Raw genomic sequence first — 16,131 nt, 5'->3', positions numbered from 1 at the left:
ATGAGGGTCGAACCACCGCCCGGCGGGGAGCCGGTGTCCATCGACCTCCGTGGTGCGCAAGGCATTTCGGTCGGCGACCACACCGTCCAGAAGAACACCTTCTGGATCGCCCTGCCTCCTGCCGTGCGGCGGCTGCTGATCGTCGTGCTCGCCGGTGTGCTGGTCGTGGGCAGCGGATTCGTGGCCGTGCGGTGGATCGTCCCGATGTTCGCGCCCATCTACAAGACGACGTTCCTGATCGACGCGGCCGAAGGTGACCTCGCGAGCGTCACGAACGCGCTGACGACGGTCGTCGGCAACTCCGGTGAGCACGACTCCCAGTCGTTGCGCAGTTTCGGCGGCGACTGCGGCAGCGAGGACAACACGACGCAGCTCGTCGGGTTCGGCACCGGCAACCGGCAGGAGATCGCCGAGGCCGCGCGATCGGTGCGGCAGGGCTCGAAAGCGACGCTGCAGCGCGGAATCGTCGAGGCGGTCGGTGACTTCACCACGCCGATGTCGCTGAAAGCCAAGCAGGTCAACAGGATCATCGTCGTGACGAGGCACGGCAAGGACGCGTGCGACCCCGACGACGAGTTCGTCCAGGCCCAGATCCGGGACCGGGTCGCGGCCGCCGGGCTGACCATCGAGTTCCGGTTCATCGGCTACCAGGTCCTCGACGACGGCGAACGGCTGAAAGAGCTGACCGCGCAGCTCAAGTCGCAGGAGCCGACGTTCACGAACTCGCCGGAGGAGCTGAGCCGCGCGCTCGCCTGGTTCGCGACCATCGAACCGGTGCTGCGGTCGTCGCAGTCGGTCGTCAACGTGCTGAACCCGACCGTGGACAAACTGAACTCCGCTTCCGAGGCTCTCAAGAACGGCCGGTTCGACCTGGCGGACAACGCGCTGGCCGAGGCCCGCGACGCCGTCGTCGACATCGAGATCAAGGACCTGGACGGCCGCACCAGCTCGGCGGAAGCGGTGCGGCTGCGGGACCTCGCGGTCCGGCTGCGCTCCCTGCAGGCGTCGGTGATCGAGGCAGCCGACGCGTTGCTGACTTCGGCTCGTTCGGGGCGGAACCTGGCGGAGCCGCTCTCCGTCTACACCAAGGCCGCCGACGGCTACAACGCCGTGGCGCGGGAGATGACGAACGCGCTGACATCGCTGCGCGCGCAGGGTCCAGGGGGAACGCGGTGAAACGCTGGTTGCTGGTGGCAGGTGCTGTCGTGGTGGTGCTGGGGCTGGTCTCCGGAGGCCTGTGGATCCTGTTGCCGCCCGATCACCGCACGACGTTCCTGGTCGACGCGTCCGAGTCGGCCGACTTCGGCGAGGTTGCCGACGCCGTCGGTACCGCCGCCTCGAACATGTCCGCCGACGACTCCCTGGCACTGCGCCGTTTTGGTGGTGCCTGCGATGCCGGGAACACCGCCGAACTCGTCCCACCGGGCACCGGCCAGGCGGCGGAGATCAGTGCCGCGGCGCGCGCGATCACGCCCAGTGGCAAGGCGACGCTGCTCAGCGGCATCCTCGCGACGATCGACGACTTCGCGCGCACCTATCCGTTCCGCGGTGACAAGACGAACCGCGTGGTGGTGATCGCGCGAGGTGGCGCCGACGCGTGCGGCAAGAGCGCCGAGGAGGTGCGCGCGATCATCAAGGAGCACATCGCGAAGACCGGCGTGAAGATCGACTTCCGGTTCGTCGGCCACAAGCTGAACCGGGACCAGGTCAAGGTCCTCAACGAGATCGCGGCTGCGGCCGACGCACAGCAACCGCGCCTCACCAAGAACTCCGCAGAGCTCGTCACCACGATGAAGGAGGTCTCCGTCCCCGCCGACCTGGTGGCGAAGGAGGTCAAGACCTCGCCGTGCGACGCAGCGACCCCGGAAGTGCTGCTGGCCGCGCACAAGCCCCAGGTGGACGGAGCTCGGTACTTCGACATCAAGTGCGAGCAGGACCGGTACCTGCTGGCGAAGGCGAACAACGAACAGCGGTTCAGCGACGATCTGATCGCCGTCTTCGAGTTCAAGGACGACACGTGGCAGTACGTGGTGGCGGGAACAGACCTGCCGTGCGGTCAGGTGCCGAAGGACGTGTGGCAGAAGTGGGACTTCAGGTGCAACTTCGACCCGGTCGTCTGCCGTGACGGCGAAAGCAAGATCACCGTTCTGGAAGGCTGGGTCGACTGCCCGGCCGCGATCGACATCGCCGACCGCTACAACGCCGCGATCAACGCCCAGCAGGCACAGGGACAAGGCCTGTTCTGGACCTACGGCGAGTGGTCCTGCTCATGGCCTTACGAGGACGGCCTGGCGCACTCCCAGGTCCCGCTCAAGTGCGGCAGGAAGAGCGACCGCGCCCTGATTCAGATCGGCGACTACCAGTGGTGACGGCTAGGACTCGCTGGCCGCGCGGTCGGCGAGGACCTGCTTCAGTCCTTTGAGGCCGCCGCGCATCATCAGGTCGTGGTTGCCGCGGAAGAACGGCTTGGCGATAAGCACCAGCCGCCGCAACAAGGGCTTGTTGACCACGACCTCCTGGTCGAACACCAGGTCGGTGCCGCCGTCCCGGCCGATGATCTCCCAGCTCGCGAAGCCTTCGAGATCACCGGACAAAGACGCGCGCAACAGCCCGGCCTGCTGGTTGGCGATGCTGTGCCGCACCTGCACGACGAGGTCGAACGGCAGGAACGCGCGGCAGCGGAGCACGCCGGACTCGTCGTCGATCTTCGTCGCCGACCGCACCTCCGGCCACCACTTCGGGTAGTTCGCGATGTCGGACAGCACGTCGTACACGGCTGCCGGAGACGCGCAGACGTGCCACACGCTGCGGAACCGGTAGCGGTTGAGTGACACGGCCGACATCATCCCGGATAGCTCGTTCGAGTGACAGGTTCTCGGCAGAACTCACACCGATCGCCAATTCCTCACAACGTGTCATGCGGGCCAGCGTCTCATTAGGACAACCGGTTGACGCCGAACGATCACCCCGCCGCCGACACGTCCTCGTCACCGAGCACCTGCAGCAGGAACTGGCCCGTGTAGCTCTTCTCGACCTCGGAGACCTGTTCGGGGGTGCCCTCCGCGACGACCATGCCGCCGCCGGAGCCGCCTTCCGGCCCCATGTCGACGATCCAGTCGGAGGTCTTGATGACGTCGAGGTTGTGCTCGATGACGATGACGGTGTTTCCCTTGTCCACCAGGCCGTTGATCACGCCCAGCAGCTTGCGGATGTCCTCGAAGTGCAGGCCCGTCGTGGGTTCGTCGAGGATGTAGACCGTCTTGCCGGTCGACCGCTTCTGCAGCTCCGACGCGAGCTTCACGCGCTGCGCCTCACCACCGGACAGCGTCGGCGCGGGCTGGCCCAGCCGGACGTAGCCGAGGCCGACGTCGACCAGCGTGCGCAGGTGCCGGTGGATGGCGTTGATCGGCTCGAAGAACGTGGCCGCTTCCTCGATCGGCATGTCGAGGACCTCGGAGATCGTCTTGCCCTTGTAGTGCACCTCGAGCGTCTCGCGGTTGTACCGCGCGCCCTTGCACACCTCACAGGGGACGTAGACGTCCGGGAGGAAGTTCATCTCGATCTTGATGGTGCCGTCGCCCGCGCACGCCTCGCAGCGACCGCCCTTGACGTTGAACGAGAAGCGGCCCGGCTGGTAGCCGCGGACCTTCGCCTCGGTGGTGGCCGCGAAGAGCTTGCGGACGTGGTCGAACACGCCGGTGTAGGTGGCCGGGTTCGACCGCGGCGTGCGGCCGATCGGCGACTGGTCGACCCGCACCAGCTTGTCGACCTGGTCCAGGCCCTTGATCCGGGTGTGCCTGCCGGGCACCTGGCGCGCGCCGTTGAGCTTGTTCGCGAGCACCGTGGCGAGGATGTCGTTGACCAGCGTCGACTTGCCCGAGCCGGACACGCCCGTCACCGCCGTGAGCGTGCCGAGGGGGAACGACACGTCGATGCCGCGCAGGTTGTGCTCGCGGGCGCCGACGACGGTCAGCTGCCGCTTCTTGTCGATCTTGCGGCGCTTGGCGGGCATCGCGATCTGCTTGCGCCCCGACAGGTACGCGCCGGTGATCGAGTCCTTGTTCTGCAGGAGCTTCTTGTACGGGCCGCTGTGCACGACCTTGCCGCCGTGCTCGCCGGCGCCGGGACCGATGTCGACGACCCAGTCCGACGTGCGGATCGTGTCCTCGTCGTGCTCGACGACGATCAGCGTGTTGCCGAGGTCGCGCAGCCTGGTCAGCGTCTCGATCAGCCGGTGGTTGTCGCGCTGGTGCAGGCCGATCGACGGCTCGTCCAGCACGTACAGCACGCCCACGAGACCCGAACCGATCTGCGTGGCGAGCCGGATGCGCTGGGCCTCACCGCCGGACAGCGTGCCGGACGCGCGGTCGAGCGACAGGTAGTCGAGACCGACGTCGAGCAGGAAGTGCAGGCGGGCCTGGATCTCCTTGAGCACCGCGCCCGCGATCATCGACTCGCGCTTGCCGAGCTTGAGGCCGTCGAGGAAGTCGGAGCACTCCGCGACGCTCATCGCGCAGACCTCGGCGATGGACTTGTCGCCCTTCTTGCCGTGGTGCAGCGTGACCGCGAGGATCTCGGGCTTGAGGCGGGTGCCGGCACACGCGGGGCACGGGACCTCGCGCATGTAGCCCTCGTACTTCTCCCGCATGTACTCGGACTCGGTCTGCTCCTGGCGCCGCTCGAGGAACGGGATCACGCCCTCGTAGTTGGCGTAGTAGGAGCGCTCGCGGCCGTAGCGGTTGCGGTAGCGGACGTGCACCTGCTCGTCGATGCCGTGCAGGATCGCCTTCTGCGCCTTGGCGGGCAGCAGCCGCCACTGCTGGTCCATCCGGAAGCCGATGGTCTCGCCGAGCGACTGCAGCAGGCGCGTGAAGTACTCGGCGGTCTGCCCGCCGGCCCACGGCGCGATGGCGCCCTCTTCGAGGCTCAGCTCGTCGTCCGGGACCACGAGCTCCGGGTCGACCTCCTTGCGCACACCGATGCCCGTGCAGACCGTGCACGCGCCGTACGGCGAGTTGAAGGAGAACGAGCGAGGCTCCAGGTCCTCGATCGCGAGCGGGTGGCCGTTGGGGCACGCCAGGTTCTCGGAGAAGCCCCTGATCCGCTTCGGGTCCGTCTCCGGCAGGTCGACGAACTCCAGCTCGACCAGACCGTCCGCCAGGCGCAGCGCGGTCTCGACCGAGTCGGTGAGGCGCTGCTTGGACGACGCCTTCACGGTGAGCCGGTCGATCACCACCGCGATGTGGTGCTTCTCCTGCTTCTTGAGCTTGGGCACGTCGGCGAGCGCGTAGACGACCCCGTCGACCTTCGCGCGCGAGTAGCCCTGCCCCTGCAGGTTCTGGAAGAGGTCGACGTACTCGCCCTTGCGGCCGCGGATGACCGGCGCGAGGACCTGGAACTTGGTGCCCTGCTCCATCGCGAGCACCTGGTCGACGATCTCCTGCGGCGTCTGCTTGCCGATCGCCTCGCCGCACTGCGGGCAGTGCGGCTTGCCGGCGCGCGCGTAGAGCAGGCGCAGGTAGTCGTAGACCTCGGTGATCGTGCCGACGGTCGAGCGCGGGTTGCGGCTCGTGGACTTCTGGTCGATCGACACCGCGGGCGACAGGCCCTCGATGAAGTCGACGTCCGGTTTGTCCATCTGACCGAGGAACTGGCGCGCGTACGCCGAGAGCGACTCGACGTAGCGGCGCTGCCCCTCGGCGAAGATCGTGTCGAACGCGAGGCTCGACTTGCCGGAGCCGGACAGCCCCGTGAAGACGATGAGGCTGTCCCGCGGCAGGTCGAGATCCACGCTGCGCAGGTTGTGCTCGCGGGCGCCGCGAACGACAAGACGGTCTGCCACTGGGGTCCCTTCGGCTGCGATCGGCGGGCCACTCACGCCGCACTCTTCCGAACAAGCGTTCGAAGCGTACTAGCATCAATTCGGAGGCTGCGACCGACCCGCCGACCATGCTAGGTCCCACCCCTGACAAAAACGGTTCTGGCCGCCGACGCATTCCCCTGAGCAGGCTTTACTCCTAGGCTGGTCACTTCGATCAGAGCCTCAACGTCGGGGAGAGGCAGCACACATGACCTACACGCCGTCCACGCAGCACACCTCCGTACCGGCACCGCGAAGAGTGCCGGACCGGCACATCAACGCGGTGCGCCAGGCGACGGACGTGCTGTACGAGGTCGTCGAGGAGCTGGACCAGGCCGCCGTGCGCGGTCAGAGCCTGCTGCCCGGATGGACCCGCGGACACGTCCTCACCCACCTCGCGCGCAACGCGGACGCGCTGGTGAACCTGCTCACCTGGGCGCGAACCGGGGTCGAGCACCAGGCCTACACGTCACGCACGGACCGCGACGCGGACATCGAGGAGGGCTCGCGACGGCTCCTGCAGCTGATCAAGGCCGATCTCGACTCAGCGTGCCTGCGCTTCGACGCCGCGTGCCGCGACATGCCGGCGCACGCGTGGCGTTCCGAGGTCATCGCACCCAGCGGCACCACGATCGCGGCGTCGGTCGTGCCTTTGTTCCGGCTGCGCGAGGTCTGGATCCACCTCGTCGACCTGAACTGCGGCGTCGGGTTCGACGACCTGCCCGCGGAGTTCGTGGCGGAGTTGCTCGACGACGCCGTGAAGCAGTTCGAGGGCAGGGTCGACCCGTTCAGCATCGAGGTCGACCTGCCGGAGGGCGGTCAGCGCATCTGGACCGTCAGCGGCCCGGCCAGCCGCAGCTCGGTCAGCGGGTCCGCCAGCGCCGTCCTGGGCTGGCTGACCGGCAGGACCGACGGCACCGGCCTGCGCGGTGAGCTGCCGGAGCTGCCCGACTGGATCTGAGTCAGCAACCGGTACGCGGGCCGCTCGACGAACTTCGTCATCAGCCAGCCCAGCACCACGGCCGAGGTGAGGAACCCGGCGAGCAGCCACCAGGACCGCAGCCCAACGGCGTGCATGCGGTCCATCACCACGGTGCCGATCTGCTGGTGCACGAGGTACACCCCGTACGAGATGCCGGCGAGCCAGGTGACGGGCCTGGCGACCGGCGCGAAGAACACCCAGTCGGGGCCGGCCGCCGCGGCGCACACCAGGAGTAGCAGAACAGCGAAGCCGAGCGTCGAACCGTACTCGGTCGTGTGAATCGCCTGAGCCACCAACGTGGCGGTGAGGAGAGCGACCAGGTGCGGGGTGCTCATCCGGTGCTTGTGCCACAGCCAGATCGCGATTCCGGCGGCGAACAGCTGCGCCCGGTGCAGCGCGAAACCGTTGTAGATCACGAAGAGCGTGTGCGAGTGGTCGAGCAACGGCCGCAGCAGCAGCGGCGTGACGATGAGCGCCCACAGGAAGAACCGGAGCTTCTTGCCGCGCATGTGTTTCACGAGCACGGCCCCGGCGATGAACGCCGCGATCTGCACCGGCACGGTCCAGTACGCGAAGTCGACGATGTCGACGTCGGGGAACCACTGGTTGACCAGCAGCAGGTTGTAGACGACGTCTCTGCCGTCGAGCTGGCTCCACCCCTCGGGTGCGATCCACCGCTGCACGGCATATGTCAGCAGCACGGCCGCCATGTACGCCGGCAGCAGGCGCGCGAGTCTTCTCCACAGGAACTGCCCCGGCTTGCCGCTGTCGAGCGAGGCGCAGGCGAAGAAGGCCGAGACGACCATCAACGTGCTGGCGCCCATCGACATCGGGAAGCGGAACGGCAGCGGCCCGAGGTCGGGGTGGCTGCTGACGCTGGTGAGCGTGGCGTGGTGGAGCAGCACACACCCGATGGCGACGACCCGGAGGACGTCCCAGCTGACCCTGCGGGCCGTCCGGGGCTTGTGCCGTTGCGCTGGAATCACGAGAGGCGGGGACCTGTCCGTTTGGTGCTTTCGGAGTAATCGGCGGGTCGGCGGTGATCCTTTACTACCCTATGAGTGCGACCTGTACGCAACCTGAAGGTGTGCGTTGCACCGCTTCGAGCGACTACCGTCTGCCACCGTGGACGTACTCGAGAACTACACCGGACACGTCGAGCCGGACGGCCCCGCGGCCCGCCGCACCCTGGACGCGCTGACCATCACGAAGATCTCCGTCGGACCGATGGACAACAACGCCTACCTGCTTGTTTGCCGGTCCACGAACGAGGCGTTGCTCATCGACGCGGCCAACGACTACGAGCGCCTGTCCGACCTGCTCGGCCACATCCCGAACCGCCCCCGCCTGCGCACGATCGTGACGACCCACCAGCACGCCGATCACTGGCAGGCGCTGGGCGCCCTGGCCGGCGCCCACGGTTCGAACACCGTCGCCCACGAGCTCGACGCCTCCGTCCTCCCGGTCCCGCCGGACGTCCTGGTGGACCACGGCGACACCATCAACGTGGGCGAAGTCCCTCTCTCGATCATCCACCTGCGCGGCCACACCCCCGGCTCGATCGCCGTCCTCTACGACGACCCGGCCGGCCACCCGCACCTCTTCACCGGAGATTCACTCTTTCCGGGGGGTGTGGGAAAGACCCCGTCCCCGGACAACTTCGCGTCCCTGATCAACGACGTGGAGGACCGCCTGTTCGCCGTCCTGCCCGACGACACCTGGTTCTACCCGGGCCACGGCGACGACTCGACGCTGGGCAAGGAACGCCCGTCGCTCGCGGAGTGGCGCGCCCGCGGCTGGTGAGCTCGGCCGACCGAGGGGGCCGGTCACCGCGGGCTTCCTCGGTCACAATCAGACTTCGATGATCGTGACCATGCCGTCGAGCCCTTTGAAGTCATCGGCGTTACGCGTGTAGAGCGGTATTCCTCGCGATGACGCGACGGCGGCGATCATCAGGTCCATCCGCCGGGGTTTCGGATTTCGATTCGCCGCCATCGTCAGCGCCACCAGCGTGCCGTACCGGGCGGCCGCTTGAGCATCGAATGGCAGTGGTTCGAAGTCGACGATCGCTGCACCGAGTTTCTCGGTGCGAGCAGCCCTGGATGCGGCGTCCTTGGCCATCGCCACACCTTGATGCAACTCAGCCATCGTGATCGCTGTGAGCTCCGGCACCTCCGGCAGCGCCGCCGGATCCAACAGGCCGAGGTCGATGTACGCACACGTGTCGAGCACTCCGGACTCGGGGCGCTCAGTCACGACTGCGCTCCCACGGGTCGAAGTCGCCCACGCGGTCTTCATCGCCGAAGAACTCATCGGCTTCCTGACGCATGCGAGCATGGTCGACCCGAGGCAGAGTCCTGTGGCGTTCGACAAGCTCTTCGGCCGTCAGCCGACGACGACGAGGCAAGGGCCGAAGTTCGGCAATCTCAACACCATTGCGCGTCACGTGGTATGTCTCGCCCGCCTCCACCGCGTCCATGACGGCGGCGGAGTGGTTGCGGAACTCCCGCTGACTGATGACCTTCACATCCCAAGTGTAGCCCCGCGTAGCACACCACGCTACAGCAGCTGGACTTGTTCACCGCTGGCGTGATTCACTCTTTCCGGGGGGAGTGGGAAAGACCACGTCCCCGGACAACTTCGCGTCCCTGATCAACGACGTGGAGGACCGCCTGTTCGCCGTCTTGCCGACGACACCTGGTTCTACCCGGGCCACGGCGACGACTCGACGCTGGGCAAGGAACGCCCGTCCCTCGCGGAGTGGCGCGCCCGCGGCTGGTCAGCTCGGCCGAGCGGGGCCGTCTACCGGCGACGTGGGCGGCTCCTCGGTGAACGTTTCCCCGCTAGGCGTGAGCCTGTGCGTCCAGCAGGTCGAGGTAGCCGGTGGTCGTGCGCCACAGCGCGTCCGAGTACGGGGTGAGCTTGCCGGGACTCCAGCGTCGGTCGGTGTAGTCCCGGTTCGCCCGGCGCAACGCCCGCAAGCTCACCTCCAGCTCGTCCTCGACCCGCCGTCGGAGTTCCTCCGGCGACGGCGCGGCCTGACGCACGAGCTCGGCCGTGCCGTCGCTCACCGCCACAAGGGCTTCCTCGATGATGCCGTCCGCGGCACTCCAGATCAGCGCGGGCCGCTCGACGCGGTGGTTCCACACCGGTGCGTCCTTCGACCGCCACACCGCCTCGAACGGGTTGCGCGACAACCGCATGGAGTTCGCCCAGTGCTCGGCCCCGACCGGCTCGCTGAGCCACGGCACCTCGTCCACCGGCAGGTCCGTCACCAGGGCGACCTCGATGACGTCGAGATCCTTCGGCACGTCGAGCAGGCCACCGAAGACCCACAGCTCGACCACCTGGAACCGGAAGAACGAGGCAGGCAGCTCACCGCACTTCTCCGCGAGCTCAGCCAGGTGGTGCACAGCGCGAGTCCATTTCACGAGGTGGATCATGCCTGACCTGGTTCGTGCGGCCTTGGCCCGGCTGGATCGCGTGGAACCGGTGCTGTGTGCGTTCCACGAGGTCTTCCGCTCCTTCGCTCCGGTGGATCCCTCGTTGCCGCTGGCCGGTCTGCCCATCGCGGTGAAGCGCGGCGAGCGCCGCAGCCACCGCGAGTCGTTGATGGCTCTCGGTTGCGTCCCCATCGGCCTGACAACCACGCCCGATGGCAGCACCCCGTGGCAGACGTGGGGCCGCAACTCTCGCGGCGTCACACGCAACCCGTGGAACCTCGACCGGACGCCCGGAGGCTCGTCCGCCGGGTCTGCCGTGGCCGTGGCTTCAGGGGTCGTGCCGCTGGCCACGGGCGTCGACGGGGCGGGCTCGATCCGCATCCCGGCGGCGTGGTGCGGGGTGTTCGGCCTGAAGACCACTTCCGCGGAAAGGGCTGCGGTCGGGGTGTTCACCCGCGACCCCGACCTGCTCGCGGCCTACCTGGGCACGTCGGAAGTCGGCTCGCCGACCGCGGTCTGGTCACCTGACCTCGGTTTCGCCTCGGTGGACGCGGAACAGGCCGAGATCGCCTGGCAGGCGGCGGCGAAGCTGCGTCCGCGCCCCGTGGACCTGGTGCTGCCGGACCCCGCCGAGGACTGGTTCGCGAACCGCTGCGGCCCGAATCCCGCGCTGGACGAGCTGTTCGAGAGCACCGACCTGCTGCTCACCCCGGCAACGCCCGGTCCGCCGCACGGGCACGACGGGCCGGGTACGCGGATCAACACCTCACTGACGTGGGCGTTCAACCTCAGCGGGCATCCGGCGATCAGCATCCCGGCGGGTTTCGACTCCTGCGGCCTGCCGGTCGGGCTGCAGGCCGTGGCGCGGCACGGACGGGAAGCCGACCTGGTGGCGGCGGCGCGCTTGATCTCCGGTGCGGTCGGGGTCGCACCCTTCGCGAACTGAGCCGATCGGGTGGTTTGACCCCAATCCACCTCGCGCGCCACACCACGTGCGGTCTCCTCGTCGCTCGAGGAGGCCACGGATGGCGCGACGAATCGGCGGCAAGGGCGGCGGATCGGATCCCGGCGCGGGCAAGGCGGGCGCGGTGGTGGCGGCGGGCGTGCTGGCGGTGTCCGTCGCGGCGGGCAGCGGAGGTCTGTCGGCCGGAGGTGGTGCGACTGCCGTGGACGCCGTCGGGACGAACCTGACGAGAGCGAAGTCCGAGGGCGGGAAGGCCGCCCGCAAAGGGGACGCGGACGGCGCGTGGCGGCAGCTGAACATGCGCACCCTGAAACGCACCGCCAAGCCGGCGCTGGAGTGCGTGTCGCATTCGTTCGGCCAGGTGCGGGACCACTTCGTGCGCAACCCGTGCCGGTCGCTCGACCGCACGCTGTTCGCGATCGGCGACGACCGGGGCAACGTCGCGGTCGTGTCCGTGGCCCACGTCGGCTTCCGGAACCGCCGCGACGCCGGCGAGTTCAAGAAGCTGATCGACGTGCACGGCACCGGTGACATCACCCCGCTCGGGGCCCCTCTGCTCGGCCTGGCGGACATCCGCTTCACCGGCCTGCACTACCAGTCCCGGCCGTCCGGCAGCACCGTGGTGATCGCCGAGGCCGAGACCGCATCCGGGCAGGTCAGCGGCGAGACGCTGGACGCGGTGGCCGACATGGCCAGCTGGCTGCCGCGCTAGACCTTCCGGCACCATGTAGAGAACCGACGATCGGCTGCGACACAGGGCTATGAGCACCGATCCGCGCGTTGACGACTACATCGCCGGGCTGCCGGACTGGCAACAGGACATCTGCCGCGAGGTCCGCAGGCTCGTCCACGAGGCCGACCCCGGCGTCGAGGAGACGATCAAGTTCACCAACCGGCCGTACTTCGTGCTGGACGGCAACATCTGCGCGTTGCTCGGCACCAAGGACCACGTGAACGTGTTCCTCTACGACAAGGCAATCGTGCCGGACCCGGAGAACATCATCACGAGCGGCCACGCGAACAAGACGGCGCGCATGATCTCCGTGTACCGCGACCAGCCCATCAACGGGCCGGCTCTGGTCGAGATGTTCCGCCGCATCATCGCCAACAACCGTCGGCGGAGGAGTGTCGGGCCCCGTCGGTAATCTCCTGGCGCATGGAGGTCGAGATCTACACCGACGGTGCGTGCAGCCCCAATCCCGGTCCGGGTGGCTGGGGTGCCGTGTTGCGTTACGGCGAGCACGAAAAGGACATGTACGGCGGTGACATCGGCCCTACTACGAACAACCGCATGGAACTGATGGCGCCCATCGTGGCGTTGGAGAGCCTCACGCGACCATCCACCGTGAGGCTCTACACGGACAGCACGTACGTCCGCAACGGCATCACCTCATGGGTGCACGGGTGGAAGGCGAACGGCTGGCTCACGAAGGCACGTGAGCCGGTCAAGAACGCCGACCTGTGGCGCCGCCTGGAAGAAGCTGCCAACAGGCACGAGGTGGAGTGGCATTGGGTGAAAGGCCATGCGGGCCACCCGGAGAACGAGCGCGCGGACAGGCTGGCCGTGCGCGGCGTGGAGGAGGTGACGGGGCGGGAGATCACGCAGCCCCAGGCAAAACCGAAGAAAGCGGCCAAGCAGAAGCAACCGCGCGAGCTGAGCGGCGAACCGTGTGGCGCGCCCACGAAGAAGGGCACGCCGTGTCCGATCACCGCTGGGGCGAACGGACTGTGTCACGTGCACGACCCGGCGTTGCAGTGCGGTGCCGTCACGAAGAAGGGCACGCCCTGCACGATCGCGACCGGCGGCGGCCGGTGCGAGTACCACCAGGACGCACTGGAGCTGTTCACGTGACGGCGAGAGAAGCCAGCAGCCGCAACGCTTCCTCCGACGGGCTACCAGGCGCGGCCACGTAGGTCACCAACGCCTGCCCCGCGTCCGAGGTCAGCGTCTCCACGGCCAGTTCGAGCGGCCCCAGCTGCGGGTGGTTCATGCGCTTGAACATGGGCTCTCGCGCGCGCACCGGATGCTCCGCCCACAGCGCGCGGAACAACGGCGACGCCTCGGACATCTCCTCGACCAGCGCGAGCAGCGCCGGGTCGTCCGGGTGCATGCCGTAGTCCGCCCGCAGGTAGCCGACGTTCTCACGCGCGCAGTCCGTCCAGCCGGGGTAGAGCTCCCGCGCGGCCGGGTCGGTGAACATGTACCGCACCATGTTCGGCTGCTCGCGGAAGTCCGTCACGAGCGCCGCGGCCAGCGGGTTCCAGGCGAGCACGTCGAGCCGCCGCCCGAGGACCATCGCTGGCACGCCCTGCAGCGCGTCGAGCAACCACCGCAACGCCGGCCGCACCTCCTCCGGCGGCGCCTCCACCCGAGCGGGCCGCGCCAGCCGGTAAAGATGCGCGCGCTCAGCGCTGTCCAGCCCGAGCGCCTGGGCCAGCGCGTCCAGGATCGAGTCGGACGCGTTGGACGCGCGTCCCTGCTCCATGCGCGTGTAGTAGTCAACGCTGATCCCGGCCAGCTGCGCCAGCTCCTCACGCCGCAGCCCCGGCACCCGCCTGCGCGAAGCCCGCTCGGGCGGGTCCAGCACCGCACGACGAGCCCGCAGGAACTCCCCCAACTCGCTCACGGCTCCCATCATGCCGGGATCGCTCCGACCAGTCCGCCGTCCACGACGAAGTCCTGCCCCGTCACATACCCCGCACGCTCCGACAGCAGGAACGCCACGACGTGCGCCACGTCCTCCGGCTCCCCCAGCCGCCCCATCGCCACCTGCCGCCGGTACGGCTCGTCGTCGACGACGTTGTCGCGGAACATGTCCGTCGCGATGTACCCGGGACTCACCGTGTTGACCCGAACCCCGGGCAGCTCGGCCCCGAGAGTCCGCGCCAAGCTGTGCACCGCAGCCTTGCTGGCCGCGTAGAGCGACGCGCCGGACAGCCCGCGATGCACCGTCCACGACGCGTTGATCACCACCGACGCCCCCGGCTTCAACCGCGCCCGCTGCACCGTGAAGTACACGCCCTTGAAGTTCGTGGCGAGGACCAGGTCCACGTCCTCCTCGGTGACCTTCCCGAACTCCCGGAACACCCCGATCCCCGCGTTCGCGAAGACCCCGTCCACCTCCCCGGCCTGCTCCATCAACGCCTCGACGTCGGCCACCTTCGACACGTCCGCGACCACGGTCTCAACACCGAGCTCCTGACACGCCACCGCCAACCGCTCCGGCGAACGCCCGGCCACCACGACCCGCGCACCGTCCTCGACCAGCACCCGCGCCGTCGCCAGGCCGATGCCGCTACCGCCACCCGTGATCAGAAACGTCTTCACGGCTCCGAGACTCCAGCCCGCAGCGTCCCCGAACCAGACCCGCCGTTTCCCAGGTCTGCCAAGACCAGGCTGACCCGCGCGAACCGGCGTAGCGTCGCCGGCATGCTTCCCGAATCCGCCAGGGCGGTGCTGGAGTCCAACGCTCTCGCCCACCTCGTGACGCTGGGCCAGGACGGCGCACCCCAGGTCACCATCGTCTGGGTGGGCCTGGACGGCGACGAGATCGTCTCCGGTCACCTCTCCGAACACCAGAAGGTCCGCAACATCCGCAACGACAGCCGCGTGGTGCTCTCCCTGGAAACCCCGAACATCAACGACATGGGCCTGCAGGAGTACCTGGTCATCTACGGCACCGCCCGCATCACCGAGGGCGGGGCGCCGGAGCTGCTCCAACGCCTCGCGCACACCTACCTCGGCCCGGACGTGAAGTTCCCGCCCTTCGACAACCCGCCGCCCGGCTTCATCACGCGCATCAAGATCGACCGCGTGACCGGCGTCGGCCCCTGGGCCTCCTAGTACTACAGCCGCAGGCCGTGATCTTTGAGTCGTCGCTGGTAGTGGCATTGCCGGGCGCGGTGTTGGTGGCGTCGTCGCCAGTGTGACCAGGCCTCGGTGTGTGAACGCGGGTGCGGGGTGAAGGTCAGGGCGGCGTGCAGGCGCCTGATCTCGTTGACGCTCAACGGGATCAGGCCGTCATCGGGGTCTGCAGAGCCCCCTTTTGTGTCCTTGCGGTGACCGCGAGGAAGGCGTGGGCGAGCATCGCGAGGGTGATGTGCCGGTACCAGGCGCCGTAGCGGCGGACCTGGTAGTGGTCCAGGCCGACCTCGTTCTTGGCCGCTTGGAAGCATTCTTCGACTGCCCACCGGGTCCCGGCGACCTGGACCAGCACGTCCAGCGGGACCGGATTCGGTGTGTGGCAGAGGAAGTAGGCCAGCTCACGGATGCCCTTGGCGTTGGGGGTGAGCGAGCGGCGGATCAGCAGACTGTGGTGTTCGCCGGCGTCGACCAGTGCCCAGTCATACAGCCGTGGTCCCTTGGCGCCGTCGCCGCAGGAGCGGCGTTGCCAGGCTGTCTTCGGTACGAGCCTGGCCAGTGTGTCGGCCCGTCGTTTTCCCGCGGACGTGGGGAGCTCCTGCTTGCAGGGAATCGCCATGACGTAGGCGATACCCCGTTGTTCCAGCCAGGACCGCAGGCCGGGGTTCTGGCCGTAGGCCTCGTCGGCGGTGAACCAGGAGAACGGCACCCCCGCGTCCACGGCCCGTTCGAGCATGAGCCGGGCCAGTTCCGGCTTGGTCGCGAACTCGACCTCGTCGTCGATCCCGGCCTCCCGGCATCGGTCCCGGTCAGCGCACCAGCTGACCTTGGGCAGGTAGAGCTCGCGGTCGATCAGCGCCCGCCCGTGCGGGGAGGCGTAGACCAGGAACACCCCGAGCTGGCAGTTCTCGATCCGCCCGGCGGTGCCGGAGTACTGCCGTTGCACCCCGGCGGACTTGACTCCCTTCTTCAGGAACCCGGTCTCGTCCGCGACCAGTACCGCCTGCTCATGCCCGAGAT

Annotated in this window: 16 protein-coding genes and 3 pseudogenes; 10 read left to right on the top strand and 9 right to left on the bottom strand. The window is 68.3% G+C overall.

From position 1 onward, the window contains the following. Both ABFX45_RS40340 and ABFX45_RS40335 read left to right on the top strand, forming a co-directional pair. Entirely contained in the window at positions 1 to 1,176 is a 1,176-nt protein-coding gene (locus ABFX45_RS40340; RefSeq protein ID WP_346136102.1) for a VWA domain-containing protein, read from the top strand. Further along, positions 1,173 to 2,369: a vWA domain-containing protein gene (locus ABFX45_RS40335; RefSeq protein WP_346136100.1), complete on the top strand. Its 1,197-nt coding sequence runs from the start codon at positions 1,173 to 1,175 to the stop codon at positions 2,367 to 2,369. Before ABFX45_RS40340 ends, ABFX45_RS40335 begins: the two co-directional genes overlap by 4 nt. A 3-nt stretch (positions 2,370 to 2,372) precedes the next feature. Here ABFX45_RS40335 and ABFX45_RS40330 read toward each other — a convergent pair whose 3' ends face one another. Together ABFX45_RS40330 and uvrA are read right to left on the bottom strand one after the other, a co-directional pair. Further along, positions 2,373 to 2,834, bottom strand: coding sequence for an SRPBCC family protein (locus ABFX45_RS40330; RefSeq protein ID WP_109641064.1), 462 nt, complete (start codon positions 2,832 to 2,834; stop codon positions 2,373 to 2,375). Between the two features lie 128 nt (positions 2,835 to 2,962). Continuing rightward, the gene (gene uvrA, locus ABFX45_RS40325) at positions 2,963 to 5,842 is read right to left on the bottom strand and encodes an excinuclease ABC subunit UvrA (protein WP_346136097.1); all 2,880 of its coding nucleotides are present in this window, start codon (positions 5,840 to 5,842) and stop codon (positions 2,963 to 2,965) included. 226 nt (positions 5,843 to 6,068) lie between these two features. On the opposite strand from uvrA, the gene ABFX45_RS40320 reads away from it, so the two are divergent. Next, entirely contained in the window at positions 6,069 to 6,821 is a 753-nt protein-coding gene (locus tag ABFX45_RS40320) for a maleylpyruvate isomerase family mycothiol-dependent enzyme (RefSeq protein WP_346136095.1), read from the top strand. 47 nt (positions 6,822 to 6,868) lie between these two features. Here the strand turns inward: ABFX45_RS40320 and ABFX45_RS40315 are convergent. Beyond that, positions 6,869 to 7,828, bottom strand: a pseudogene (locus ABFX45_RS40315) (acyltransferase family protein); the annotation flags it as partial. Positions 7,829 to 7,967: 139 nt separating this feature from the next. Between ABFX45_RS40315 and ABFX45_RS40310 the strand changes: the two are divergent. Continuing rightward, complete coding sequence (locus tag ABFX45_RS40310; protein ID WP_346136093.1) at positions 7,968 to 8,645, top strand: MBL fold metallo-hydrolase; 678 nt, start codon at positions 7,968 to 7,970, stop codon at positions 8,643 to 8,645. 48 nt (positions 8,646 to 8,693) lie between these two features. On the opposite strand, the gene ABFX45_RS40305 is transcribed toward ABFX45_RS40310, so the two are convergent. Together ABFX45_RS40305 and ABFX45_RS40300 are read right to left on the bottom strand one after the other, a co-directional pair. Continuing rightward, complete coding sequence (locus tag ABFX45_RS40305) at positions 8,694 to 9,098, bottom strand: type II toxin-antitoxin system VapC family toxin (RefSeq protein ID WP_109640945.1); 405 nt, start codon at positions 9,096 to 9,098, stop codon at positions 8,694 to 8,696. After that, positions 9,091 to 9,369, bottom strand: coding sequence for a type II toxin-antitoxin system Phd/YefM family antitoxin (locus tag ABFX45_RS40300; RefSeq protein ID WP_346136092.1), 279 nt, complete (start codon positions 9,367 to 9,369; stop codon positions 9,091 to 9,093). The genes ABFX45_RS40305 and ABFX45_RS40300 overlap by 8 nt, the downstream gene beginning before the upstream one ends. A 64-nt stretch (positions 9,370 to 9,433) precedes the next feature. Between ABFX45_RS40300 and ABFX45_RS40295 the strand changes: the two are divergent. Next, positions 9,434 to 9,621 (top strand): annotated as a pseudogene (locus tag ABFX45_RS40295) (MBL fold metallo-hydrolase); the annotation flags it as partial. Between the two features lie 64 nt (positions 9,622 to 9,685). Here the strand turns inward: ABFX45_RS40295 and ABFX45_RS40290 are convergent. Beyond that, entirely contained in the window at positions 9,686 to 10,273 is a 588-nt protein-coding gene (locus ABFX45_RS40290; RefSeq protein WP_346136090.1) for a DUF7711 family protein, read from the bottom strand. Between the two features lie 10 nt (positions 10,274 to 10,283). Between ABFX45_RS40290 and ABFX45_RS46675 the strand changes: the two genes are divergently transcribed. The 4 genes and pseudogenes from ABFX45_RS46675 to rnhA all read left to right on the top strand — a co-directional run. Next, positions 10,284 to 11,231, top strand: a complete 948-nt coding sequence (locus ABFX45_RS46675) for an amidase (protein WP_428834285.1) — start codon at positions 10,284 to 10,286, stop codon at positions 11,229 to 11,231. Positions 11,232 to 11,310: 79 nt separating this feature from the next. After that, the gene (locus ABFX45_RS40275; protein WP_233440147.1) at positions 11,311 to 11,961 is read left to right on the top strand and encodes a hypothetical protein; all 651 of its coding nucleotides are present in this window, start codon (positions 11,311 to 11,313) and stop codon (positions 11,959 to 11,961) included. A 49-nt stretch (positions 11,962 to 12,010) separates the two neighbouring features. Next, the gene (locus ABFX45_RS40270; protein ID WP_346136087.1) at positions 12,011 to 12,394 is read left to right on the top strand and encodes a DUF1801 domain-containing protein; all 384 of its coding nucleotides are present in this window, start codon (positions 12,011 to 12,013) and stop codon (positions 12,392 to 12,394) included. A gap of 11 nt (positions 12,395 to 12,405) precedes the next feature. After that, positions 12,406 to 12,843, top strand: a pseudogene (gene rnhA, locus ABFX45_RS40265) (ribonuclease HI); the annotation flags it as partial. Positions 12,844 to 13,093: 250 nt separating this feature from the next. Here rnhA and ABFX45_RS40260 read toward each other — a convergent pair. Further along, positions 13,094 to 13,885 carry a helix-turn-helix transcriptional regulator gene (locus ABFX45_RS40260; protein WP_346136150.1) on the bottom strand — a complete coding sequence of 264 codons (792 nt, stop codon included), beginning with the start codon at positions 13,883 to 13,885 and terminating at the stop codon, positions 13,094 to 13,096. Then, entirely contained in the window at positions 13,885 to 14,577 is a 693-nt protein-coding gene (locus ABFX45_RS40255) for an SDR family NAD(P)-dependent oxidoreductase (RefSeq protein WP_346136085.1), read from the bottom strand. The genes ABFX45_RS40260 and ABFX45_RS40255 overlap by 1 nt, the downstream gene beginning before the upstream one ends. 102 nt (positions 14,578 to 14,679) lie before the next feature. Between ABFX45_RS40255 and ABFX45_RS40250 the strand changes: the two genes are divergently transcribed. Then, a complete protein-coding gene (locus ABFX45_RS40250; protein ID WP_109640952.1) occupies positions 14,680 to 15,093 on the top strand; it encodes a PPOX class F420-dependent oxidoreductase in 414 nt (137 codons plus the stop codon). Between the two features lie 169 nt (positions 15,094 to 15,262). Here ABFX45_RS40250 and ABFX45_RS40245 read toward each other — a convergent pair. Then, positions 15,263 to 16,131, bottom strand: an 869-nt coding sequence (locus tag ABFX45_RS40245) for an IS701 family transposase (RefSeq protein WP_346136083.1), incomplete at its 5' end; no start/stop codon positions are given.

This window comes from Lentzea roselyniae, from assembly GCF_039537795.1.
Lineage (GTDB): Bacteria > Actinomycetota > Actinomycetes > Mycobacteriales > Pseudonocardiaceae > Lentzea > Lentzea atacamensis.
This window is presented reverse-complemented; position numbering and strand designations above follow the sequence as displayed.

Excerpts from the sequence above, each read along its gene's own strand:
- ABFX45_RS40340 (WP_346136102.1), top strand. The coding sequence starts at position 1 with ATGAGGGTCGAACCACCGCCCGGCGGGGAGCCGGTGTCCATCGACCTC.
- ABFX45_RS40320 (WP_346136095.1), top strand. The coding sequence starts at position 6,069 with ATGACCTACACGCCGTCCACGCAGCACACCTCCGTACCGGCACCGCGA.
- ABFX45_RS46675 (WP_428834285.1), top strand. The coding sequence starts at position 10,284 with ATGCCTGACCTGGTTCGTGCGGCCTTGGCCCGGCTGGATCGCGTGGAA.
- ABFX45_RS40275 (WP_233440147.1), top strand. The coding sequence starts at position 11,311 with ATGGCGCGACGAATCGGCGGCAAGGGCGGCGGATCGGATCCCGGCGCG.
- ABFX45_RS40270 (WP_346136087.1), top strand. The coding sequence starts at position 12,011 with ATGAGCACCGATCCGCGCGTTGACGACTACATCGCCGGGCTGCCGGAC.
- ABFX45_RS40260 (WP_346136150.1), bottom strand. The coding sequence starts at position 13,885 with ATGGGAGCCGTGAGCGAGTTGGGGGAGTTCCTGCGGGCTCGTCGTGCG.
- ABFX45_RS40250 (WP_109640952.1), top strand. The coding sequence starts at position 14,680 with ATGCTTCCCGAATCCGCCAGGGCGGTGCTGGAGTCCAACGCTCTCGCC.